Here is a 22,396-nt window from a genome sequence, read left to right on the forward strand (position 1 = left end):
GCCTGGCTCCAGGCAGCCAGCCGTTTGCGATGAATCCCTTGAAGCCTTGACAGCGGGGCGCACCCTAACGTCAAGCTCGGTTGATCCAGATCAACCTGTCACCCATCATTTCGCGAATAACCCGGTCTTTCTTCAGGCTGTCAAAATTTAAGGGTAAACACTAGGCCTTCAAGCCCGGCCTTTTCAGCCCGAGCACACTGCCTTTTACAGAACGTCAGCTTTTCCTGACACGAGAAACCCAATGAACCATCAACCGACCGAGCATCCGGCAGGGAACGCCCTTGACCAGGTGGTGCATGCCAGACTGGCCCAGCTCACGCAGGGCCTGTCACCGGCATCCCTTGCCAGCGCCTACCTGGACTGGTTCGTCCATCTTGCAATCTCCCCCGGCAAGCAGCAAGCGCTGATGTTCAAGGCGGTGCGCAAAGCGACACGCATCGGATTGCACGCACTGAAAAGTCCAGCCGTTCATGACGCGCCCTGTATTGAACCGCTGCCGCAGGACCGCCGTTTTACGGCGCCCGAGTGGCAGCAGTGGCCGTTCAACCTGATCTACCAGTCTTTTCTGCTCAACCAGCAGTGGTGGCACAACGCCACCACCGGCGTGCAAGGCGTCACGGCGCACCATGAACAGCTGGCGACTTTCGGCGCCAGGCAGTTGCTCGACATGCTGTCGCCATCGAACTTCTTCCTGACGAACCCGGAAGTGCTGAGCGAAACGCTCAAGACCGGCGGCGCCAACCTGCTGCAAGGCTTGCAGAACCAGGTGCGGGACACCCTGCGGCTTGCCAGCGGGCAGCCGCTGCCCGGAACCGAAAACTTTCTGCCGGGCAAGGACGTTGCCGTCACGCCCGGCAAGGTGGTGTTCCGCAACCACCTGATCGAGTTGATCCAGTACAGCCCGCAGACCGACACCGTGTTTGCCGAACCGGTGCTGATCGTGCCGTCGTGGATCATGAAGTACTACATCCTGGACCTGTCGCCCGCCAATTCGCTGGTCCGGTACCTGGTCGAGAACGGCCACACCGTGTTCATCGTGTCATGGAAAAATCCCGATGCCAGTGACCGCGACCTCGGCATGGACGACTACCTGATGGCCGGCGTCATGGCGGCGATCGATGCGGTGACCGCCATCGTGCCGGCTCAGAAGATTCAGGCGCTCGGCTATTGCCTGGGCGGCACGCTGCTGACCATGGCGGCGGCGTTCATGGCCCGCACCCACGATGAGCGGCTCAACGCCCTGGTGCTGCTGGCCGCCGAACTCGACTTCACGGAACCCGGCGAACTGGGCCTGTTCATTGACGAGAGCCAGCTGGCCTTTCTTGACAACCTGATGGCCGAGAAGGGCTACCTCGACGGCAAGCAGATGGCCGGCGCCTTTTCGCTGCTCAACTCGCGCGACCTCGTGTGGTCGCGAATGGAGCACGCCTACCTGATGGGTCATGAGCAGCCTGTCAACGATCTGGTGGCCTGGAACCTTGACGCCACGCGCATGCCCTACCGCCAGCACAGCGAATACCTGCGCCGCCTGTACCTGCGCAATGACCTGGCCGAGGGGCGCTACCTGGTCGATGGCCAGCCCATCGTCCTGACGGATATCCGGGTGCCGATCTTCATGCTGGGCACGCAGCGCGACACCGTGTCGCCGTGGCATTCGGTCTACAAGATCAACCTCCTCACCGATGCCGAGGTGACGTTTTGCCTGACCACCGGCGGGCACAACGTGGGCATCGTGAATCCACCCGGCCCGGGCGTCAGACGCAGCTATCAACTGGCGACACGCGCCGCCGACGCCCGTTACATCGATCCCGAAACCTGGACCCAGACGATGCCTGCGCACGAGGGTTCGTGGTGGCCCGCGTTGGCGGACTGGCTGCAGCAGCACAGCGGCCAGCGCGTCGCGCCGCCGCCCATGGGCAACCCGGCGCGCGGCTACCCGGCACTTGACGACGCACCCGGCCACTTTGTCCTGATTTCCTGATTTCCTCAAAAAGCACCCCATGACCCCCAACGCAAACACCACGCCCGACGCAGACACAACGATCAGGCTACCCATCCTGGCCGGCAAGAAAGGCCTGGTCGTCGGCATTGCCAACGACCAGAGCATTGCCTACGGCTGCGCGCAGGCCATGCAGGAAATGGGCGCCTCGCTGGCCGTCACCTACTTCAATGCCAAGGCCGAGCCGCATGTCCGGCCGCTGGCCGGGCAACTCGGCGCCGACCTCATCATGCCGCTCGACGTGGAGCAGCCCGGCCAGCTCGAAGCGGTGTTTGCGCAGATCGAACAGCGCTGGGGAAAGCTTGACTTCGTGCTGCACGCCATCGCCTTTGCGCCGGCCGACGACCTGCACGGCCGCATCGTGGACAGCAGCGCCGCAGGCTTTGCCCGGGCCATGGATGTGTCGTGCCATTCGTTCCTGCGCATGGCGAAACTGGCCGAGCCGCTGATGGCCGGCGGCGGCACGCTGGTCACGATGAGCTACTACGGCGCGCAAAAGGTCATCGACCACTACGGCATCATGGGACCGGTCAAGGCAGCGCTCGAAGCGTCGGTGCGCTACTTGGCCGCCGAACTCGGCCCGGCCGGCATCCGCGTGCATGCGGTCTCGCCCGGCCCGATCAAGACGCGGGCGGCCTCGGGCATCGGTGACTTCGAGCAGTTGCTGGACGAAGCCGCCAGCCGCGCGCCCCAGCACCAGCTGGTGACGATTGCCGATGTCGGCGCCGTCACCGCCATGCTGTGCAGCGACGCGGCCCGCGCGCTGACCGGCAACGTCACCTATGTCGATGCCGGCTACCACGTCATGGGCTAACCTGGCCGCACCACCCTGAAGACAACAACAAAGGCAAGCCATGCATTCGCTCATCACCCCGCCCGGCCCGCCGGCCGACTTCCTTGAAAACCATCCTTTCGACACGATCCGTGTCGGCGACGGCGCCAGCCTGGTGCGCCAGGTCACGCAGCGCGACATCCAGCTGTTTGCCGCCGTGTCCGGCGACGTGAACCCGGCGCATGTCGATGCGCTGTATGCCCAGACCAGCCACTTTCACGAAATCATCGCCCATGGCATGCTGGGCGGCTCCCTGATCTCGACCGTGCTGGGCACGCAGTTTCCCGGCCCGGGAACGATCTACCTCGGCCAGACGCTCAAGTTCCTCAAGCCGGTACATATCGGCGACACGCTGACCGTGACCGTCACGGTGACGGCAGTGGAGGCGGCCCATCGCCATGTCTGGCTGCACACCACCTGCACCGACCAGGACGGCGACGTGGTGATTGATGGTGAGGCCCATGTCGCCGCGCCGGCCGGGAAGCTGCGCATTGCACGCACCGACCTGCCCGAGCCGCTGCTGGCCGACAAGAACCTGCGCTATGACCAGCTGCTCAATGCCGCCAGGGCCCTGCCCCGCATCCGGATGGGTGTGGTGCATCCGTGCAGCCGCGAGGCGCTTGAAGGCGCGCTGGACGCCGACCGGCTGGGCCTGATCCAGGCCATTTTGATCGGGCCGGAGCCGCGCATCCGCAGCCTGGCCGAAGAATGCCGGTTCGACCTGAGCGGCTTTTCCATCGTCGATGTGCCGCACAGCCATGCGGCGGCAGCCAGGGCGGTCGAGCTGGCCCGTGCCGGCGAGGTCGAGGCGCTGATGAAAGGCAGCCTGCACAGCGACGAATTGCTGGGCGCGGTGGTCAATGCCCAGACCGGCCTGCGCACCGGGCGCCGCGTCAGCCATGTGTTCGTGCTTGACGTGCCGCGTTATCCCAAGCCGCTTTTGATCACCGACGCGGCCATCAACGTCGAACCCGACTTCGACGCCAAGGTCGATATCGTGCAAAACGCCATCGATTTGGCGCATGCGCTGGGCATTGACCGACCGAAGGTGGCGATTTTGTCGGCGGTGGAGACCGTCAACGCCAAGCTGCGCTCGTCGATGGACGCCGCCGCCCTGTCCAAGATGGCCGACCGGGGGCAGATCACCGGCGGGCTGGTCGATGGCCCGCTGGCCTTCGACAACGCCGTGTCGCTGGCCGCCGCCAGGACCAAGGGCATCAAATCCGAGGTGGCTGGCGACGCCGACATCCTGGTGGTCCCCGACCTGGAATCGGGCAACATGCTGGCCAAGCAGCTTGAATACCTGGGCGGCGCGCAGGCCGCCGGGCTGGTGATGGGCGCGAAAGTTCCCATCGTGCTGACCAGCCGGGCCGATTCGGCGCATTCGCGCATTGCCTCCTGCGCCATCGCCCTGTTGCTGATCAACCACCGGCTCAAAGCCCTGGCGCCCGCATGACGCAGGCGCTGCTGGTCATCAACTCGGGTTCGTCGAGCGTCAAGTTTGCCACCTACGACGTGGTCCGGCCCGGTTCGGCCCTGGCGCGCATTGCCAACGGCCGCATCGAAGGCATCGGCAGCCACCCGCGCCTGCAGGTGTGGGGCCAAGGCAACGAGCCACTCGAAGACCGGCGCATCAGCGTGTCGAACGACCCGCTGCTGGGGCCGCAAGAGGCGTTTGCGGCGCTGTTCGACTGGCTGGGACGCCATGCGGCCGGCCGCACGCTGGGGGCTGTGGGCCACCGGGTCGTGCATGGCGGCGAAAAGTTTGCGCGGCCCGTCCGGGTGACACCCGACATCCTGGCGCAGCTTGACGGCTTCACGCCGCTGGCGCCGATGCACCAGGCGCACAACCTGTCGGCCATCCGCGCCATTGCCAGTCTGTACCCGGACCTGCCCCAGGTCGCCTGCTTCGACACCGAATTCCACGCCACACAGCCCTGGGTGGCGCAGGCCTGCGCACTGCCGCGCCAGATCACCGAGGCAGGCGTGAAGCGCTACGGCTTTCATGGCCTGTCGTATGAATACATTGCCAGCGTGCTGCCCGATCACCTGCGCGCGGTGGCAAACGGCCGGGTGGTCGTCGCCCATCTGGGCAACGGCGCGAGCCTGTGCGCGATGCAAGGCCGGCGCAGCGTCGCCTCCAGCATGGGATTCACGGCGCTGGACGGCCTGATGATGGGCTCCCGCTGCGGCAGCCTGGACCCGGGCGTGGTGCTTTACCTGATGAGCGGGCTGGGAATGAGTGTTCCAGCGGTTGAAAAGCTGCTCTACGAGCAGTCGGGCCTGCTGGGCGTGTCGGGCATTTCAGGCGACATGCGCGTGGTGGAAGCCAGCGAAGCGCCTGAAGCCCGGCAGGCCATCGACCTGTATGTGTACCGCATCGCGCAGCATCTCGGCAGCCTGGCCGCGTCGCTCGGCGGGCTGCAAGCGCTGGTGTTCACCGCCGGCATTGGCGAGAACAGTGCCAGTCTGCGGCGCCGGGTTTGCGGGGATGCGGCCTGGCTGGGCGTTGCGCTGGACGAGGCGGCCAACCAGGCCGGTGGCTCGGGCGCCCGGTGCATCAGCACGGCGGGCAGCCGCGTGGCGGTGTGGGTGATTCCGACCAATGAGGAGCTGATGATTGCGCAGCATACGCAGGCCGTTTTGCAGGGGCGCGGGGCGCATGACTGGCGTTCGGGCGGGTTGTGAATGGACTATTGATTTGATAGCTGCTTGCGCTTGCGGGTATTGCGCAGAAGTGCCTTTTGGCTTGTGAGCGCTTGGTTTTCAGCTTGACGGGGCAGCATGAACGTCTGGCCTGGTTTTGCGGATTGATGAGCGACGGATGCTTTGCAGGGCTTTGCTGGCCGGGGGTTGCCCGGCGGCAACTCGCTTGTTCTTTGCTTCGCCAAAGAAAAGTCAGCAAAAGAAAGGCGACCCGGCTGTCCGGGTCCCTGCGCTTCGCTTCGGGCAACCTGCGCTGAGCGGCCAAAGCGGGACTTTCGGATTCGGATTCGGATTCGGGCTTGGTTTTGGTTTTGGTTTTGGTTTTGGTTTTGGTTTTGGTTTTGGTTTTGGTTTTGGTTTTGGTTTTGGTTTTGGTTTTGGTTTTGGCGTTTATGCATTGAAAGTGCTGTTTGCGCTTACTGCACCTGCGCAACGCGCTATCAAATTAAAGTGAAATCAGCCTGCCTTGCAACTTTTGCTCATCAGCCTGACGGGCACTGGACGAACAGGTGTCTCCGCATACGCTGCCGGCAGCAAAGCCTTGATAAAAACCGATGTGCGCTTTGGGGTGACAGCCTGCCGCGCTTTCTTGGTTTGCGGATTAGGAGTAATGTTTGACGTTGCGAAGCCTGCCACGGTCAGCAAACCCGGCCTTCATGGCAGGGGTGCTGAAATCGCAGTCCTGTTGAACGGGCAGTGTGTGGCAGCGCCGCCGGCTTACCGTCAAGAAAGCACCTTGCTGTGGACCTCCCAGACGCCCTTACGCTTGCACGCATGCAGTTTGCGTTCACGATCAGTTTTCATTTTCTGTTCCCGGCCATCACCATCGGGCTGGCGAGTTACCTGGCGGTGCTGGAAGGCCTGTGGCTCAAGACCGGCCGGGCGGAATACATGGACCTGTTTCGCTACTGGATCAAGATTTTTGCCATCGTCTTTGCCATGGGCGTGGTGTCGGGCATCGTCATGTCCTACCAGTTCGGCACCAACTGGGCGGTTTTTTCCGACCGGGCCGGTCCCATCATCGGGCCGTTGATGGCCTATGAGGTGCTGACCGCGTTTTTCCTGGAAGCCGGCTTTCTGGGTGTGATGCTGTTCGGCATGAACCGGGTCGGCAAGGGCCTGCACTTCACCGCCACGCTGATGGTGGCTTTCGGCACGGTCGTGTCCACCTTCTGGATCATTTCAGTCAACAGCTGGATGCACACGCCCACCGGCTACGCCATGAACGCAGCCGGCCAGTACATCTCGGCAGGCAGCTGGCTGGCCATTATTTTCAGCCCCAGCTTTCCCTACCGGCTGATGCACACCGTGTCGGCGGCTTACCTCACCACCGCCTTCATGGTCGGCGGCGTCGGCGCCTGGCACCTGCTCAAGGACCGGGCCAATCCGCGCGCCCGCATCATGTTTTCGATGGCCATGTGGATGGCGGCGATTTTCGCACCGGTGCAGATCTTTCTGGGCGACATGCACGGCCTGAACACGCTGGAGCACCAGCCCGCCAAGGTGATGGCGATGGAAGGCCACTACCAGAGCCATCCCGACGGTGCGCCCCTGATTTTGTTCGGCATTCCGAACAGCGCTGAAAACCGGGTGGACTATGCGATCCAGATTCCCAAAGCCTCGTCCTTGCTGCTCAAGCACGACCTGAACGCGCCCCTGGCGGGGCTGGACACCGTGCCGGTGGCAGACCGTCCGCCCGTGGGCATCGTGTTCTGGTCGTTCCGCATCATGGTGGGCCTGGGCGTGCTGATGGCCACGCTCGGCCTGTTCAGCCTGTATGCCCGCGCCAGGGGCCGGCTTTACGATTCCAGGCTGCTGCACCGCTTTGCGCTGGTGATGGGACCGTCGGGGCTGGTGGCTGTGCTGGCCGGCTGGGTCACCACCGAAGTCGGCCGCCAACCGTGGACGATTTTTGGCCTGATGCGCACGGCCGATTCGGCCTCGCCGCTGGCAGCCCCGGCGGTCGCGGCTTCGCTGGTCGCGTTCGTGCTGATTTACTTTGCGGTGTTTGGCGCGGGCATCGTTTACATCCTCAAGCTGATGCACAAGCCGCCTGAATCGCATGAGTCCGAACTGCCCAACATGCCGGTGCGCTCTGCAGGCACCACGCCCGCTGCGTCAGCACAGCCTGTCGTCTTGAAACCCGCATGAAAGGCACCCCATGAATTTCGACTTGACGGTGGTCTGGGCGCTGATCATTGTGTTTGCGCTGTTCGTTTACGTGGTGATGGATGGGTTTGACCTGGGCATTGGCCTTCTTTTTCCGATGTTCAAGGTGGGCCACGAACGCGACACCGCGATGAACAGCATTGCGCCGCTGTGGGATGGCAACGAGACCTGGCTGGTGCTGGGCGGCGGCGGCCTGCTGGCGGCTTTTCCGCTGGCCTATGGCGTGATTTTGTCGGCGCTGTATGCACCCATCATCGCCATGCTGCTGGCGCTGGTATTTCGCGGCGTGGCTTTTGAATTCCGCTGGCGCGACCCGGCCCATCGGGGTTTTTGGGACCTTGCGTTCACTGGCGGGTCGTTCGTGGCCGCCATGTCGCAGGGCATCGTGCTGGGCGCTTTGCTGCAGGGCATACAGGTCAGCGGCCGCGCCTATGCCGGCGGCTGGTGGGACTGGCTGACGCCTTTTTCGCTGCTTACCGGTGTCAGCGTGACACTGGCTTACGGGCTGCTGGGTGCCACCTGGCTGAACCTCAAGACCGAGGGTGATTTGCAAAAGCAGGCCGCCCGACTGGCCAAATGGCTGGGCGCCGCCACCTTGATCGCAATCGTACTGGTGAGCCTGGCAACGCCGTTTTTGACGGGCGCCTATTTTGAACGCTGGCTTGGCTTTCCGAACATCTTGTGGGTGGCACCGGTGCCGGTTCTGCTGGGGGTGGCCAGCCTGGCTTTTGTGCGCAGCCTGAAATCAGGCCGCGAACTGGCGCCTTTTTTGCTGACGCTGTCGATCTTTTTGCTGTGCTTTATCGGACTGGGCATCAGCGTTTTTCCGTATGTGATTCCGGGGTCGGTGACGATCTGGCAAGCGGCCACGGACCGCAGCAGCCAAGTGTTCATGCTGGTGGGCACAGCCGTGGTCATGCCGATGATTCTGGGTCACACCGCCTGGTCGTACTGGGTGTTTCGCGGCAAGGTCCAGCCTGACGGGTATCACTCATGAAGCTTCCCCCCCTGCGATGGCCTGACATCCGCGCGCCGCGAGAGGGCGAATTGCTGGCGCCGCTCGGTGTGCGCTTGCTGTGGATGGCGGGCATCTGGGCGGCCAGCATTGCTGCCTTGCTGGCGGTGGCGATGTTGTTGCGGTTTGTTTTGATTCCTTAGTGCTTTTCGATACGCGTTTGTTGTGAATGCGGCTTTGCTGTTGGCGGGTGAATGGGTGATTGATTGATTGGTTTTAAGTTCTGTTGTGTGAGGTATGCGGGGGTTTTTGCTTGGTGTTGCTGGCCGGGGGTTGCCCGGCGGCAAGTAACTTGTCTTTTGCTTCGCCAAAAGAAAGTCACCAAAGAAAAGGCGACCCGGCTGTCCGGGTCCCTGCGCTTCGCTTCGGGCAACCTGTGATGACCGGCAAAAGCGGGGGTCCGCGCAAACTCGCCTGCGGCTCAAACAGCGCGCGGCCCTGATCCCGCTTTTGCCGCCCATCACAGGCCCAGCCAGAACGGGACTTGCGGGAGCGGATTCGGATGTGGATTGCGGAGCTTGTGCATCAAAAGTGCTTCTTCCGCTTTCTACGCTTGCGTAAGCAGCTATTCAATTAGTAGCAAGCATGCTCCGGGCCTAGGCACTGCGGCTGTTTGGCTGTTTGGCTGTTTGGCTGTTTGAATCTTCTTCCCCCGCCTGTCCCGTTCTGGCTGGGCCTGTGATGCCCCAAAAAAACGGGATCAGGGCGGCGCGCTGTTTGAGTGAAGCGCAGCGGAGCGAGTTTGCGCCGACCCCCGTTTTTTTGGGGCAGCGCAGGTTGCCCGTAGCAAAGCGAAGGGACCCGGACAGTCGGGTCGCCTTTCTTTTGCCTACTTTTCTTTGGCGAAGCAAAGAAAAGTGAGTTGCCGCCGGGCAACCCCCGGCCAGCAAAGCCAGGCAGCGCAAACCAGTCAGCAATCAGGCCACAAGCTCAAGCTCCATCAGCCCCAGGAACAGCCGCAACCCCGGAACGCTCCCCCACTTCAGCCCGCATCAACGGCAAATGCTCCGGCCAGTCGCGCTGCATGCAGTCCACCAGCGCTTCGCGCACCTTGCAGCGCAAATCCCAGTTCAGGCTGGAATTGCTGGACGTCACCAGCACCCGCAGCTGCATGCTGCGCTCGCCGGCATCCACCACCTGCAGCAGGCACAGCCGCTGGTCCCACTCAGGTGCCGCCTCGCACGCCAGCCGCGCCGCTTCGCGTAAAGGCGCCAGCGGCATGCGGTAGTCCACCCACAGGAACACCGTGCCGATGATCTGCGCGCTGCTCCGGGTCCAGTTCTGAAACGGGTTTTCAATGAACCACTGCAGCGGAATGACCAGCCGGCGCTCGTCCCAGATCTTCAGCACGACGTAGGTGCCGGTGATTTCCTCGACCCGCCCCCATTCGCCCTGAACGATCAGCACGTCGTCGATGCGAAACGGCTGCGCCAGCGCAATCTGCAGCCCGGCAATCAGGTTGCTGAAGATCGGCCGCGCCGCAATGCCCGCCACCAGGCCCACCACGCCAGCCGACGCCAGCAGGCTGGCGCCGATCTGGCGCGCGCCCGGAAAGGTCATCAGCATCAGCGCCAGCCCGGCCATGACGATGATGAACATGGCGGTGCGGGCCAGCATCCGGGTCTGGGTGTGGATGCGGCGCGCCTGCAGGTTGTCGTCCACATTGACCGGGTACAGGCCGACGATGCCCTGGGCCACGCCGCGAACGGCGCGCAGGCCCAGCCAGGTCAGCGCAGCGAGCAGCAGCAGGCCGTTGGCATGGCGGATGCCGGCGATCAGCGAAAAGCTGTCGGGCGCCGCATGCCAGACTGCCTGCAGCGCCATCAGCGGCATCAGCAGCTGGGCCGGCGCGCGGCATTGCTGCGCTGCCCGGTTGGACACCGGCAGGGAGCGCGTCAGGCGCAGCACCACGCTGGCGGTGACCCGATGCACCAGCAGCGCCAGCAGCACCGCGACCAGCGCCGCCATCAACACATGCAGCGACGAATCGTCGGTCCAGGACATCAGTTCGGACCATCGCACGGGCCAATTGCCTTCCCAGCTGCCTGCCATCAGGCGGCGCGGGGCCGTACTTTCGACGCGGCCAGCCGGGCCCGGCTGCGCGCCACCTCGACATCGTCATCGAAGGCCAGCGCCACGCCCATGCGCCGCTTGACGAAACTCTCGGGCTTGCCGAACAGGCGGATGTCGGTTTGCGGCACCTGCAGCGCCTCGGCCACGCCGTCGAACACGATGCCCGCCGCATCGACGCCGCCATAGATCACGGCACTGGCGCCCGGGCTTTTCAGCACGGTGTTGACCGGCAGGCCCAGGATGGCGCGTGCGTGCAATTCGAACTCGTTTTGCCACTGGGTGCACAGCGTCACCATGCCGGTGTCGTGCGGGCGCGGGCTGACCTCGCTGAACCAGACGTCGTCGCCCTTGACGAACAGCTCGACGCCAAACACGCCCTGCCCGCCCAGGTTGTCGGTCACGGCCCTGGCAATGGCGCGGCTCCGTTCGAGCGCAGCCGGGCGCATCGGCTGCGGCTGCCAGCTTTCGACATAGTCGCCGCTGACCTGCAGGTGGCCAATGGGTTCGCAAAACTGCGTTTCCACCGCGCCGTCGGCGCCCAGTGCGCGCACCGTCAACAGCGTGATTTCATACTCAAAATCCACAAATCCTTCGACGATCACCCGGCTGTGGCTGACCCGCCCGCCGGCCATCGCGTACTCCCACGCCGGCGCCACGTCTTTGGGCAGGGCAATCTTGCTCTGGCCCTTGCCCGACGAACTCATCACCGGCTTGACGACGCAGGGATAGCCAATCTTGCTGTCGATGGCAGTCTGCAATTCTTCCAGCGAATCGCAAAACACATACGGGCTGGTCGGCAATTCCAGGGTTTCAGCGGCCAGGCGGCGGATGCCTTCGCGGTCCATGGTCAGGCGCGCGGCACGGGCGTTGGGAATCACGCGCACCGTGCCCGCCGCTTCGAGTTCTTCCAGCATGGCGGTGGCAATCGCCTCGATCTCGGGCACGACCAGGTCGGGCTTTTCGCGCTCGATCAGGGCCTTGAGCTGCGCCGGATCGCTCATGGTGATGGTGCGCGCATGGTGCGCCACCTGCTGGCCCGGCGCGTTGTCATAGCGGTCGACGGCGATGGTTTCCACGCCCAGTCGCTGCAGCGCGATCAGCACTTCCTTGCCCAGTTCGCCCGAGCCGAGCAGCATGACCTTGGTGGCATGGGGAGACAAAGGGGTTCCGAAGGTGGTCATAAGGGGGAGGTAAAAAAAGGGAACAAAAAAGCAAGGGCGATGCGCTGGCCGGGCAGGCTGGCCACGAGCGACTACTTTACTTCAGCCGTGTGACCTGCGCGGGGCTTGGCCTTGCGGACAGCGGTCCAGGGGCTTTTGGTTGACAATCATTCTCAACTGCAACACCCATCGCGGCCATAGCGCGCCGCCAGAAAGCCATTCCATGCAAGAACCTTCGCGCCCTGTTTCGTCCACCCCTGCCGACGCGCAGAACACTCCGCGCAAGCGCCGGCCGCCCCGCCGCGTCGAGGTCAGCCGCGTGCAGGTGCTGAGCCCGGCCATGCGCCGCATCACGCTGACTGGCGCCGAGCTGCAGGGCTTCGAGGTGAACGACCCGGCCAGCTACATGAAGCTGATCTTTCCCGAGCCCGGCCAGACCGAGCCGGTGCGGCCCTTGCCCGACGGCCCGCGCGCCACGTCGATGCGCACCTACACGCCGCTGGCGGTGCGGCCCGAGGCCGGCGAAGTCGATGTCGATTTCGTGCTGCACGGCGAAGGCCCGGCTTCGACCTGGGCTGCGCAGGCGCAAACCGGACAGGTGCTGTTCCTGATGGGCCCCGGCCCGGGCTACAAGCTGGATCTGCAGGCGGCTGAACATTGGCTGATTGGCGACGACAGCGCGCTGCCCGCGTTTGAAACCATCCTGGCCGGTCTGCCGGCCACCGCCCGTGTCCATGTGCTGATGGAAGTGGCCGACGCCGCCGAGGAACGCGCACTGCACAGCCCGGCGCAACTCACGACCGAGTGGGTGGTTCGCGGCGCCGACAAGCAGCGCGCCGGCCTGGCGCTGGCGCAGGCCTTGCGCCAGGGCAGCGCGCCTTCGGCAGAAAGCCGCGTTTACCTGGCCTGCGAAGCCGCCGCCATGCGCCGCATCCGCGAATTGCTGACCGGCGAGCTGGGCCTGCCGCGCAGCCAGATCGTCGGCCGGGGCTACTGGAAGCTCGGCGCCGTCAACCACCCGGACCACGACTACGGCGAAGACGCTTGAGATGCATCGGGCGCGCGCCCGATAGGCACAATAGTCCGCATGATCCAGCCCCTCTTTGAAGTCGTTGACCTGAGCAAGCGCTACGGCGACACCACCGTCGTCAACCAGCTGTCGTTTTCCATCGCGCCGGGCGAATGCCTGGGCGTCATCGGCCCGAACGGCGCAGGCAAGACCACCACCATCCGCATGTGCCTGGGCTTGACCAGCCCCGATTCGGGAAGCATCCGCTACTTTCCCAATGGCCAGGGCGCCAGCCTGGCCATGCCGCAGGACGCGCTGGCGATCAAGGCGCAGCTCGGCATCGTCAGCCAGTTCGACAGCCTGGACCCGGATTTTTCGTGCGCCGAGAACCTGCTGGTGTTTGGCCGCTATTTCGGCCTGAAGGATGCGGTGATCAGGGAGCGCATCCCGAAACTGCTGGAATTCGCCGCCCTCACCCACAAGGCCGACGCCAAGCTCAGCGAGCTATCCGGCGGCATGAAGCGCCGCCTGAGCCTGGCGCGCGCGCTGGTCAATGACCCGCAACTGCTGCTGCTCGACGAGCCGACCACCGGCCTCGACCCGCAGGCGCGGCACCTGATGTGGGAACGGCTGCAGCGGCTGGTGCAGCAGGGCAAGTCCATTTTGCTGACGACGCATTTCATGGACGAGGCCGAACGCCTGTGCAACCGCCTCCTGGTGCTCGACCACGGCAAGAAAATGACCGAAGGCACGCCGCGCGACCTGATTGCGCGGAATCTGGAGCCCGACGTGGTCGAGGTCTATGGCGCCGGCGCGCTGGCGCTGGTCGAATCGCCACAGCACGCGCAGCTCAGGGCCATGGCCGCGCGCGTCGAGGTCAGCGGCGAAACGGTGTTTTTCTACACCGCCGACGCCAAGGGCCTGCTGGCCGCGCTGACCGACCATCCCGAGCTGCGCACCCTCCACCGGCCCGCGAACCTCGAAGACCTGTTCCTCAAACTCACCGGACGTCAGATCCGCGAGGCCGCATGATGACCGACGCCACGACTTCGACACCCACGCCCCCAGCTGCAGCGACGCCAGCCGCCCAGCCGTCGCTGCTGCGGCCACCGCAGATCAGCTGGCGCTGGTGGCCGGTGTTCCGGCGCAACCTGCTGGTCTGGCGCAAGCTGGCCGTGCCCAGCCTGGTCGGCAACATCGCCGAGCCGCTGATCACGCTGGTCGCCTTTGGCTATGGGCTGGGCGCGCTGATCGGGCAGGTGCAGTTGAATGGCAGCGCCGTGCCCTACATCCTGTTCCTGGCCAGCGGCTCGGTCTGCATGAGCGCGATGAACGCCGCGTCGTTCGAGGCGCTGTATTCGGCTTTCTCGCGCATGCATGTGCAAAAAACATGGGACGGCATCATGAACGCGCCAGTGCGGCTTGACGACGTGGTGTTTGCCGAGATGCTGTGGGCCGCTTTCAAGTCGCTGTTCACCAGCGCGGTGATCCTGGGCGTGATGCTGGCGCTGGGCATCAGCCACAGCCCGATGCTGCTTCTGGTGCTGCCGCTGCTGGGGCTGGTCGGCATCGTGTTTGCCAGCATCGCGCTGATCTTCAATGCGCTGGCCAAGGGCTACGACTTTTTCACCTATTACTTCTCGCTGTTCCTGACGCCAACGATGTTCCTGAGCGGCGTGTTTTTTCCGCGCGACCAGTTGCCCGGCGTGATGCGGACGATCTCGGACTGGCTGCCGCTGACCGCCGCCGTCGAACTGATCCGCCCGCTGTTCCTTGGCCAGTGGCCGGCGCAGGGGTTGCAGCACCTGGCGGTGCTGGTGGGCTATGGCGTGGCCGCGTTCTGGGTCGCGCTGGCGCTGACGCGCAGGCGCTTCCGGAATTGACCGCCGGGCCGGCGATTGACAGGCCACGCAGGCCACGGTGATTTTTAAGGGCGAAAAATGGCTTTTGCGCAATATGGACGAGCGCAAGCAGCTATTTTTTATATAGCAAAACCGCATCTCCACACAGGTCCCTCTCTTGCGCGGATTGAGCGGCTTGCGCGCGCTGCCAAACTCGCACAAACAGCTACCTCTCCGGGCGGTATTGCCGTAGACTGAACCGATGCCATCCCCCCCAGACTTGCCAAAACGCGACATCGTGGTCATCGGCGCCTCGGCTGGCGGGGTCGAGGCGCTGCGGGGATTTTTTCATGCCTTGCCCGCCGACCTGCCAGCGGCTTTTCTGGTGGTCCTGCATATTCCGGCGGACACCCCGAGCCAGCTGGACCGGGTGCTGGGCGCTTCGACACCGCTTGCCGTGAAGATTGCGCAGGATGGCGAGGCGATCAGCAACGGGCAGGTGTATGTCGCTTCGGCCGACCGCCACCTCATGGTCACGCCGCAGGGCATCCGGCTCAGCCGGGGTCCGAAGGAAGGCCGGTCCAGGCCGTCCATCGATGTGCTGTTTCGCTCTGCCGCCACGGCCTTCGGCTCGCGCGTCATCGGCGTGATTTTGAGCGGCGCGCTGGACGACGGCACGGCCGGGCTCTGGGCGGTGAAGGACCATCTAGGCGTCACGCTGGTGCAGGCGCCCGACGAGGCCATGTATTCGTCCATGCCGCAAAGCGCCATTGCGCATGTCCAGGTCGATCTGGTCGGCACAGTCGAGGCCCTGGCCGCCAGGGTGGGCAAGCTGGTCGGCACCGCTGCACCCGAAGGGGTGCAAAGGGACAACGCGCAGCTGGCCCTGGAAAACCACATCGCCATGGAAGGCAATGCGCTCAAGGCCGGGGTGATGAACCTGGGCAAGGTTTCAAAATACACCTGCCCCGACTGCCATGGCGTGCTGGTGCAGATCGAGGAAGGTCCGATTGTTCGCTTTCGCTGCCACACCGGCCATGCGTTTTCGCTCAAGAGCCTGATGGCCCAGGTCAACGAAGCCATCGACACCGGTCTGTGGGACACTTTGCGCGCCGTCGAGGAGCGGGTGATGCTGCTGCTCCAGATGGAGCAACTGGCGCAGGCCTCGGGCGCTGGCGACGAGGCGGCCAGATTGCACAAGGAGGCCGAAGCGTCGGAAAAGCGGATTCAGCCGCTGCGCAAACTGGTGCTGGACCCGCTCTTTTTCAGCCACACCGCCAAGGGTTGAACCGCCGGCTTTCCCGATCAACCAGCCTTGCGGCCCGGCACATTCAAGGTCAGTTTGCAGCGAAACAGTACATCAGCCCCGCGCCGCCGGTGGACTTGAGCGCGGCCATGCCGCAGCCGCGCGTGCCGTGCGATGCATTCCACGACACGTTGGCGACCGGATCGGGGTTGGTGCCGTCGCGGTCGTGGTGGCCGACGATGGCCGAGCCTTCCCCGCTTTGGGTCCAGTTGCCGCAGGTGGTGTCCTTGCCCGATGTGGCCAGGCGGCCGTCCGGGGTGGAGCCGGTCAGGATGTCGTGCATGTTGACTGCATCGCTGCGGCCGTTGACGACCTCGCCCTTTTCCGTCAGCGCGGTCTGCTTGGTGATCTGGTTGCTGGCGCTGTGCAGGTTGTCCACGCTGGTGGCCACGACCACGCCTTTGGCGTTTTGCCACGGGCCACGGCCGATGCGGTCGCGTGCATGCACAGCCGGGCTTGAACCGCTGGGCGCAGCGCTGAGGTAGGCGCGCCAGTTCTTGTTGCCGGCATTGGCCGACGTGGCGAGCTTCTGGCAATAGGCGTCGGCACCGGCCAGGCCACCGAAGTCGGCGCCATTGCCCGGATTGGCGCTGGTGACAAAGAAACTCATCGAATTTTGCGGAGTCGAGGACATCGGTGCGCAGGCGGCCAGCATCACGGTGGAGGCAAGGATGGCGAATTTCAAACGTGCGTGCATGGAGGCTTCCTTGAGGAATTGATAACAGCGGTTTTGCAAAGGGGAAGGCGCCCTGCACGTTACAGCAGGCGCGCCTTCGGCTCAAGAGCGGAATCCCCTAACCTGTTTTGCTCGCTGCGTTTGCGAAGCAACAGGCATTCGTCGCCATCAAGGCCCCGGAACCGGCGCTTTCAAAAGGCGCATCAACCTTTTCCCATCACCGGATCACCTGCAAACTGCACCTTGAAGGCGTCGCTGCCTCCGTCAAAACGCACCGTGCCCGCTTGCAGGAACAGCAGCCGGTCGGCGACTTCGATTTCTTCCATCAGGTGCGTGGCCCACAGCACGGCGACGTGGCTTTCGCTCACCAGGTTTCGGACCGTCGAGAGCAACTGCCGCCGCGAGCCCGGGTCCAGGCCGACCGTTGCTTCATCCATCAGCAACACGCGCGGCCGGTGCAGCAGCGCGCGCACCAGCTCGACCTTGCGCCGTGTGCCGCCCGACAGGCTTCGCACCACGGCGCCGGCCTGCATGCCGGCCAGGGCCTCGGCAATCCTGCCGCGCGCGATGCGGCGCGGCAGGCCGTGCAGGTCGGTGTGGAACAACAGGTTGGCCTGCACCGACAAGTCAAGGTCCAGCGCGGTTTGCTGGAACACCACGCCGAGCCCGGCCAGCGCACGGCTGGCATGGGTGCGCATGTCGAAGCCCAGCACCTCGATATGTCCGCTGTCGGGGCTGAACAAGCCAGTCAGCAGCTGCATCAGCGTGGATTTGCCCGAGCCGTTGGGGCCGAGCAGGGCGACCATTTCGCCGGGGAACAATTGCAGGCTGACGCCCTGGAGCGCCGGTTTTCCCGCATACGACTTGTGCAGGTCGCGGGCATCCAGCAGCGGCGCGGAAATGAGTGACGGAAGGTTCATGGATTTCAGGTGGACGGTACGGCCAGCAGGTTCATACGGCGCAACAATGCTTTTTCATGCGCCACCGTTTGCACGATGGCCTGCGCATAGGCCTGGGTCGAAAGATAGTCCAGGTTCTGATCGTAGCGGGCCAGCGCAGCCTTGTGCCGCTCGCTGTGCATGGCCGTGCGGAACGCGTCATGCAGCAGTTTCACGACAGGCGCAGGCGTGCCGCGCGGCGCTGCCAGGCCCCAGGGCGAGGTATAGACCGAATGCGGAAAACCCAGTTCGCTGAACGTCGGCACGTCAGGCCAGCGGGCGCTTCGCTGCGCCGAAAAAATTCCCAGCAGGCGCATCTTTCCCTGGTCCAGCCAGGGCGCAAAACCGGTCGAATTGACGCCCGCCATGAGCTGGCCCGAGGCTATGGCCAGCATCTGGTCGGCTGTGCCCTTGTAGGGAACATGCACATAGCGGATGCCTTGCTCCAGCAAAATTTCCTCCATGGCCAGGTGGGCGGTGGTGCCGATGCCGGTGGACCCCATGAGCAGCGCGCCCGGGTTCTGGCGTGCCCAGTCGAGCATGTCGGCCACGCTGGCCCAGCGGCTGTCGGCGGGCACCAGCAGGCCAAAGGTGGTGCTGGACACCTGGAGGATAGGCATCAGGTCCCGGACCGGGTCCCAAGGCACCTGGTTCATGAGCGCATGGCGAAACACCGTGATGGGCAGCTGGCCCAGGGTATAGCCGTCGGGCTCGGCGGCTTTCAGCGCGGGCGCCACCAGGGTGCCGCCTGCGCCGGGCCGGTTGACGATGACGATGCGCTGGCCCAGCAGGGGCTCGGCCTCTTCGCACAACACGCGCAGGGTCAGGTCGGTGGCGCCGCCGGCCGGCCACGGCACGATGAGCGTCAGCGGCTTGAGCGGCCAGCCGGCGGGCATGTCCGCATGACCCTGGCTGGCCGCAGCGGAAGCGGCTGCCGGCAGGTAGACCAGCCCGGCAAGTCCGGCCATGCCAATGGCCAGATGATGGCCGAGCCACTGCCGCCGGTTCACGCGGGAAGGACTGGACAAACCCGGCACATGCGGGTCAGACGGACCTGTGGACAAAGGGGAAGACGGCAACAGGGGCATGGCATTCAGACAGGTCAGCGGGTTTGAATCCAGTGGACTGGCAACAGTTAAAAACGTAGGATGAAGCAACAAGCGTGCCCCTGTTTTTGGCCCTGATTTTGCTTTCAGCGGCAATGCATCCCAAAGCATATTCCCTTATTTCACCAACGCGAGACAAAAAACCATGCGCCCTGCTTTTCCCCAGACCCCAAAAACCTGCCGGCCGTTCCGCTGGCTGCGTTTGTCGCTGGCGCTGGGCGCCGGCATCGCCGCCAGCGCCTTGTTGCCAACGGCGCAGGCGCAAGTGCCTGCACCCACGCCCAATCGCGTGTATGTCTCCAGCGAAAAGGACAACCGCATCCAGGTGTTTGACACGCAGGGCTTGCGCCTGGCGGCGATCGACGTGTGCAAGCGCCCGCGCCACATGCAGTTCAGCCTGGACCACCGGCAGATTTACGTGTCCTGCGGCGACAGCAACCAGATGGGGCTGGTGGACCTGGCCAGCGCCAAAATGACCGGCACGGTGGCACTCGGCGACAGCCCGGAAATCTTCGACCTGAGCCCTGACGGCAAGACCGCCTATGTCTCGATCGAGGACGAGAGCGTCATGGCCGCCTATGACCTGCAAACCCGCGCCAAGCTGTTTGAAGTCAAGACCGGCGGCGAGCCCGAGGGCATTCTGGTGATGCCCGATGGCAAGCATGCCTACGTCACGTCCGAAGTGGCCAACGTCGTTCACCTGATCGACCTGGCGCAGCGAAAGGTGGTCAAGAACATCCGTGTCGGCAACCGTCCCCGGCGCTTTGTGCTGGCCGCCGATGGCAAGGAACTGTGGGTCAGCAACGAACTGGGCGCCAGCGTCAGCATCGTGAGCACCGACGACCAGACCGTGAAGCAAACGCTGGAATTCAAGGTCAAGGGCATGCGCGCCAGCGACATCACGCCGGTCGGCATGGCGCTGAGCCCCGACGGAAAAACCGTGTGGGTGGCGCTGGGTCGCGCCAACCATGTGGCCGAGGTGGACCAGGCCAGCCGCCAGGTGCGCAACACCATCCTGGTCGGCAAGCGCGCCTGGGGACTGGCCGTGCACCCGGATGGCAAGACCGTGTATGTGGCCAACGGCATGTCCGACGACATGACGCTAATCGATACCGCCGCCGGCAAGGCGGTGCGCAGCGTGGCGGCCGGTCGCGTGCCGCACAGCGTGCTGGTGCAGCCCTGATGGCTTGCGCGCACGGCCTGCGCCATGCCTGGCGGCGCGTGGCGGCACTTGCCGGGGGATGTCTGCTGGGCGGGCTGTCCGTGGCAGCCCTGGCGGCGCCCACTCCGGTCACGGTGGCGGTCATCAGCCAGTCGGGCGATGCGCGCTATGCGCCGCGCCGCCTGGAGCAGGCTTATCCCGGCCATCCGCACGGGCGCCCGCTGGCGGCGGCCCGCATGGCGGCCGAGGAAGCCGGCGTTGAACTGGACGTGCTGGGCCTGAGCCTCAAGGTGATCGAGCTGTCCATCGCCGACACGCAGGGCCTGCCGGCGGCGCTGGCGCAACTCAAGGCTGCCGGGGTGCGGCATGTGCTGGCCGACCTGCCGGCCCCGGAACTGCGGCAGCTGGTGCAGCTGGCCCCCGCCGCACTGGGCGGCGCCATGGTCTTCAACATCGGCCTGGAAGACGATGCGCTGCGCGGTGAACAATGCGCCGCGCACCTGCTGCACACCTTGCCAAGCGCGCAGATGCTCAGCGATGCGCTGGCCCAGTACCTGGCGGCGCGCAACTGGCGCAAGCTGCTGCTGCTGCAAGGCCCCGAGCCGCAGGATGCGCTGCAGGCCCAGGCCCTGGTCCGGTCGGCGCAGCGTTATGGCCTGAAAATCGTCCAGACCCGGCCCTTCAAGCTCGGCACCGACCCGCGCGAGCGCGACCTGGCCAACACGCGCCTGCTCACCGGCGACCGCGAACATGAGCTGGTGGCCGTGGCCGACAGCATCGGCGAATTCGCGCGCACCCTGCCCTACGCCACGCAATGGCCGCGCCCGGTGGTGGGCAGCAGCGGCCTGATGGCGCTGGCCTGGCATCCGCACTGGGAACGCAATGGCGGGCCGCAGTTGTCGCGGCGCTTTTACAAGCTCGCCGGCCGGCCCATGCAGGGCCACGACTGGGCTGCCTGGGCTGCCGTCAAAGCGGTTGCGGCGGTGCTGGCCGACGACCCCAAGGCAGGGATTGCGCAGCAGCTCAAGCGCTTGCGCGGCGGCAGCGTTTACCTCGATGGCGCCAAGGGGCCACGGCTGTCATTCCGGCCCTGGGACGGGCAGTTGCGCCAGCCGATGTTCCTGGCGCATGGCGACGGCGTGGCCGGCGTGGCGCCGCTCGAAGGGGTGTTGCATCCCACCGAAGTCCTCGACACACTGGGCATGGATGAAAAGGAATCGGCATGCAAGCAGCGCCCCTGAAGCAGCCCGTGAACCCGCACCTCACCAGCCCCGTGGCCACCGGCCTGCCGCAGGCCGCACCGGCTCGGCTGCCGCACCTGGCGCGCGCGCTGCGCGCCGTGGTCGGCCGCGAGATCAACAAGTTCCTGCGCCAGCCGTCGCGGCTGGCGTCGGCGCTGGTGCGGCCACTGCTGTGGTTCGTGGTGTTCTCGGCGGGCTTTCACAACGTCTTCGGCGTGTCCATCGTGCCGCCGTATGAAACCTATGTCGAATACCAGGTCTACATGGTGCCCGGCCTGCTGGCCATGGTGGCGCTGTTCAACGGCATGCAAAGCTCGCTGTCCATGGTCTACGACCGCGAGATGGGCGTGATGCGCCTGCTGCTCACCGCGCCGCTGCCGCGCGGCTGGCTGCTGGCCTTCAAGCTGCTGGCCGGCACCTGCCTGTCGGTGCTGCAGATGGCAGTGTTCCTGCTGATCGCGCTGGCCTTTGGCGTGACGCTGAGCTGGCAGCATGTGCCGCTGCTGTTTCTGGCGATGGTCAGCGGGGCCACGCTGCTGGCCGCGCTGGGGTTGATGCTGTCGGTGTACATCAAGCAGCTGGAAAACTTTGCCGGCACCATGAACTTCGTGATCTTCCCGATGTTCTTCATCAGCCCGGCGCTGTACCCGCTGTGGAAGCTTGAAGAGTCGGGTGCCTGGTGGCTGCTCAGGCTGGCGCAGTGGAATCCGTTCACCCATGTGGTCGAAACGCTGCGCTTTGCCATGTACGGGCAGGTCAATGTGCTTTCCTGGGCCGTGGTGGTGGGCGGAAGCGCCTGCTTTTTTGGCCTGGCCTGGTGGGGCTACGACCCGCAGCGCGGCTGGATCAAGCAGCGCGGCGCGGCCTGAGCGGCCGCCAGGCGCCAAGACGCAATCCAGCGCTGGCCACGGCGCGGCGCGGCGGTGTGCATCGTGCCCCTGATGCCCCCATGCGCCGTGCGCCACCCGGTGATTCATTTCTGAACAGTGTCACATCCTGGCGGTGTTGCAAATGAGCACGCAAGGGCCTGAAGCGGCGTTGCGAAGGCTGTCGCCAGCGCGTCAGCACACCCATCAGCCCAGCCTACGACATGGCACAAAAGTTGCCATTCGTGGTGGGTGATCCCGAACCAGGTGGGCTTGGGATCATGACGACCGGGCATG

The 22,396-nt window shown here is 64.9% G+C and carries 20 protein-coding genes; 15 read left to right on the top strand and 5 right to left on the bottom strand.

Annotated elements, in window-relative coordinates:
* Positions 1–241 precede the first annotated feature (241 nt).
* The 8 genes from GZ092_RS19395 (at position 242) to GZ092_RS19430 (ending at position 8,864) form a co-directional block, all read left to right on the top strand.
* Positions 242–1,981 carry an alpha/beta fold hydrolase gene (locus GZ092_RS19395; RefSeq protein ID WP_293638782.1) on the top strand — a complete coding sequence of 580 codons (1,740 nt, stop codon included), beginning with the start codon at positions 242–244 and terminating at the stop codon, positions 1,979–1,981.
* Between the two features lie 19 nt (positions 1,982–2,000).
* Positions 2,001–2,813 carry an enoyl-ACP reductase FabI gene (gene fabI, locus GZ092_RS19400; protein ID WP_293638783.1) on the top strand — a complete coding sequence of 271 codons (813 nt, stop codon included), beginning with the start codon at positions 2,001–2,003 and terminating at the stop codon, positions 2,811–2,813.
* Positions 2,814–2,853: 40 nt separating this feature from the next.
* Positions 2,854–4,287 (top strand): bifunctional enoyl-CoA hydratase/phosphate acetyltransferase, encoded by a 1,434-nt coding sequence (locus GZ092_RS19405; RefSeq protein WP_293638784.1) that lies wholly within the window; start codon positions 2,854–2,856, stop codon positions 4,285–4,287.
* A complete protein-coding gene (locus GZ092_RS19410) occupies positions 4,284–5,519 on the top strand; it encodes an acetate/propionate family kinase (protein WP_293638786.1) in 1,236 nt (411 codons plus the stop codon). Before GZ092_RS19405 ends, GZ092_RS19410 begins: the two co-directional genes overlap by 4 nt.
* 184 nt (positions 5,520–5,703) lie before the next feature.
* Positions 5,704–5,991, top strand: a complete 288-nt coding sequence (locus GZ092_RS19415; protein WP_293638787.1) for a hypothetical protein — start codon at positions 5,704–5,706, stop codon at positions 5,989–5,991.
* A gap of 287 nt (positions 5,992–6,278) precedes the next feature.
* The gene (locus tag GZ092_RS19420; protein ID WP_293638788.1) at positions 6,279–7,688 is read left to right on the top strand and encodes a cytochrome ubiquinol oxidase subunit I; all 1,410 of its coding nucleotides are present in this window, start codon (positions 6,279–6,281) and stop codon (positions 7,686–7,688) included.
* 10 nt (positions 7,689–7,698) lie between these two features.
* Entirely contained in the window at positions 7,699–8,703 is a 1,005-nt protein-coding gene (cydB, locus tag GZ092_RS19425) for a cytochrome d ubiquinol oxidase subunit II (RefSeq protein WP_293638789.1), read from the top strand.
* The gene (locus GZ092_RS19430) at positions 8,700–8,864 is read left to right on the top strand and encodes a DUF2474 family protein (RefSeq protein WP_293638790.1); all 165 of its coding nucleotides are present in this window, start codon (positions 8,700–8,702) and stop codon (positions 8,862–8,864) included. Before cydB ends, GZ092_RS19430 begins: the two co-directional genes overlap by 4 nt.
* A 787-nt stretch (positions 8,865–9,651) precedes the next feature.
* Here the strand turns inward: GZ092_RS19430 and GZ092_RS19435 are convergent.
* Both GZ092_RS19435 and purT read right to left on the bottom strand, forming a co-directional pair.
* Positions 9,652–10,725 (bottom strand): mechanosensitive ion channel domain-containing protein, encoded by a 1,074-nt coding sequence (locus tag GZ092_RS19435; RefSeq protein ID WP_293638843.1) that lies wholly within the window; start codon positions 10,723–10,725, stop codon positions 9,652–9,654.
* Between the two features lie 47 nt (positions 10,726–10,772).
* On the bottom strand, positions 10,773–11,975 hold the full coding sequence (gene purT / locus GZ092_RS19440; RefSeq protein WP_293638791.1) for a formate-dependent phosphoribosylglycinamide formyltransferase: 1,203 nt from the start codon (positions 11,973–11,975) through the stop codon (positions 10,773–10,775).
* Between the two features lie 202 nt (positions 11,976–12,177).
* Here purT and GZ092_RS19445 point away from each other — a divergent pair, with 202 nt between their 5' ends.
* The 4 genes from GZ092_RS19445 to GZ092_RS19460 all read left to right on the top strand — a co-directional run bounded on the left by GZ092_RS19445 (position 12,178) and on the right by GZ092_RS19460 (position 16,092).
* Positions 12,178–13,002 (top strand): siderophore-interacting protein, encoded by an 825-nt coding sequence (locus tag GZ092_RS19445; RefSeq protein WP_293638792.1) that lies wholly within the window; start codon positions 12,178–12,180, stop codon positions 13,000–13,002.
* A 39-nt stretch (positions 13,003–13,041) separates the two neighbouring features.
* Positions 13,042–13,995, top strand: a complete 954-nt coding sequence (locus GZ092_RS19450) for an ATP-binding cassette domain-containing protein (protein WP_293638793.1) — start codon at positions 13,042–13,044, stop codon at positions 13,993–13,995.
* A complete protein-coding gene (locus GZ092_RS19455) occupies positions 13,995–14,846 on the top strand; it encodes an ABC transporter permease (protein WP_293638795.1) in 852 nt (283 codons plus the stop codon). The genes GZ092_RS19450 and GZ092_RS19455 overlap by 1 nt, the downstream gene beginning before the upstream one ends.
* Before the next feature lie 220 nt (positions 14,847–15,066).
* Positions 15,067–16,092: a chemotaxis protein CheB gene (locus GZ092_RS19460; RefSeq protein ID WP_293638797.1), complete on the top strand. Its 1,026-nt coding sequence runs from the start codon at positions 15,067–15,069 to the stop codon at positions 16,090–16,092.
* Positions 16,093–16,141: 49 nt separating this feature from the next.
* Here GZ092_RS19460 and GZ092_RS19465 read toward each other — a convergent pair whose 3' ends face one another.
* The 3 genes from GZ092_RS19465 to GZ092_RS19475 form a co-directional block, all read right to left on the bottom strand.
* On the bottom strand, positions 16,142–16,807 hold the full coding sequence (locus GZ092_RS19465; protein WP_293638799.1) for a hypothetical protein: 666 nt from the start codon (positions 16,805–16,807) through the stop codon (positions 16,142–16,144).
* Between the two features lie 182 nt (positions 16,808–16,989).
* On the bottom strand, positions 16,990–17,706 hold the full coding sequence (locus tag GZ092_RS19470; RefSeq protein WP_293638801.1) for an ATP-binding cassette domain-containing protein: 717 nt from the start codon (positions 17,704–17,706) through the stop codon (positions 16,990–16,992).
* Positions 17,707–17,711: 5 nt separating this feature from the next.
* Positions 17,712–18,812: a tripartite tricarboxylate transporter substrate binding protein gene (locus tag GZ092_RS19475; RefSeq protein WP_293638803.1), complete on the bottom strand. Its 1,101-nt coding sequence runs from the start codon at positions 18,810–18,812 to the stop codon at positions 17,712–17,714.
* Positions 18,813–18,975: 163 nt separating this feature from the next.
* On the opposite strand from GZ092_RS19475, the gene GZ092_RS19480 reads away from it, so the two are divergent.
* The 3 genes from GZ092_RS19480 to GZ092_RS19490 are packed head-to-tail and all read left to right on the top strand — an operon-like array spanning position 18,976 to position 22,102.
* Entirely contained in the window at positions 18,976–20,013 is a 1,038-nt protein-coding gene (locus tag GZ092_RS19480) for a PQQ-dependent catabolism-associated beta-propeller protein (RefSeq protein WP_293638805.1), read from the top strand.
* Complete coding sequence (locus GZ092_RS19485; RefSeq protein WP_293638807.1) at positions 20,013–21,233, top strand: ABC transporter substrate-binding protein; 1,221 nt, start codon at positions 20,013–20,015, stop codon at positions 21,231–21,233. The genes GZ092_RS19480 and GZ092_RS19485 overlap by 1 nt, the downstream gene beginning before the upstream one ends.
* Positions 21,215–22,102, top strand: coding sequence for an ABC transporter permease (locus GZ092_RS19490; RefSeq protein WP_293638809.1), 888 nt, complete (start codon positions 21,215–21,217; stop codon positions 22,100–22,102). Before GZ092_RS19485 ends, GZ092_RS19490 begins: the two co-directional genes overlap by 19 nt.
* The last annotated feature ends 294 nt before the right edge of the window (positions 22,103–22,396 follow it).

This window comes from Polaromonas sp., from assembly GCF_010365105.1.
GTDB lineage: Bacteria > Pseudomonadota > Gammaproteobacteria > Burkholderiales > Burkholderiaceae_C > Polaromonas.